General features: G+C 70.8%; 2 protein-coding genes. Both read right to left on the bottom strand.

Translation table 11 applies throughout. The annotated features are described in order from the left end of the window. On the bottom strand, nt 1-583 hold a 583-nt coding region (locus tag ACFPIH_RS56235; protein WP_381188117.1), incomplete at its 3' end, for a DeoR/GlpR family DNA-binding transcription regulator. Between the two features lie 233 nt (nt 584-816). Beyond that, a partial coding sequence (locus ACFPIH_RS56230; RefSeq protein WP_381188120.1) for a hypothetical protein occupies nt 817-1,169 on the bottom strand: 353 nt, incomplete at its 5' end.

Raw genomic sequence — 1,169 nt, 5'->3', positions numbered from 1 at the left:
TGGAGATGGCGTTGGTACCGAGGAACGCGACGTCGACCTGGATCTCGGACAGCGCGCGGATCGCCCAGTTGTCGACTTCCGCGAAGGTCCTGGCACGTACGCGGCCACCCAGGGTGTGCACATTCAGGCGGGGGCGGCTGACGAGGGCGAGAGCGATGGTCAACGTGTTGGTGAAGACGTTCAGGTCCCGGTCGGCGGGGAACATCTCGGCCAGCATCGTGATGGTGGAACCGGCATCGAGGAAGACGGCGCCTTCGCGCGGTACTTCGGCCAGGGCGGCCCGGGCGATGCGCCGCTTCTCGTCCTCATTGCTGGTACGGGCGGACACCTCGGGTTCGAAGGACAGGTCCTCGACGGCGACCGCGCCCCCGTGCACCCGGCGCAACAGGCCACGCCGCTCCAGCAGTTGGAGGTCCTTACGGATCGTCTCCGTGGAGACCTGCAGCTGTTCGGCCATGGCGCCGGCGTCGAGGCGACCCTGGCTGCGCACCGTCTGCACCAGTACCTGATGACGTTCGACTGCGTAGTGGGGTCGGCCCTGGCTGTCCGGGGAGTCGTCCGCCGTGGTCGTGTCCGTGGTCATGAGTGGTATTCCTTCGTCCGTGTCCGGTGGCCGCTGCCGGGGTGGCGGCTGCGCCGCGGGTGGTCGACGGGCCGGGGATCGGCAACTTGTCCTCGGGGCTGCGTCTTTCTGGTGGCGATGATTCTCCTTGGTCCCGGCCCCGGTTCCGGTCGCCGGACGAGCGCGCGACCGCGAGGGGGCAGTGGTGTGCCTGGAGTGCGTGGTGAACCTTCGGGCTCCGGGCAGCGGTGCGCTCACTGGCTGCTCCCCGAGGTGAGGGGCGGTGCCTGCGCCGCCCGGTCCGGTCGCCCGCCGGTTGCCGCGGTCGGCAGATCGTCGGTGCTCGGGTAGATCCCGGCCGCGACGCCGCCCAGCAGTGCGGCTCCACGGCCACCGGCTTCGTGGACCGGGGAGACGCTGACGTCCTTCCATGCCTCGCTGCGCAACTGCCGTACGCCGAGACTGCGCGACCAGCCGCCCGTCATGACGGTGCGGTGGTGCGGGCCGAGGACCGCGGCCATGTCGGAGTCCATCCGCACGGCCCGCTCCAGGCCGGCGGTCAGGGCCGCGTACCAGGCCCGGTCGGGAGTGGCGTTGCGGCCGATGC

This window comes from Streptomyces vulcanius, assembly GCF_042653945.1.
Taxonomy (GTDB): domain Bacteria; phylum Actinomycetota; class Actinomycetes; order Streptomycetales; family Streptomycetaceae; genus Streptomyces; species Streptomyces mangrovi.
This window is presented reverse-complemented; position numbering and strand designations above follow the sequence as displayed.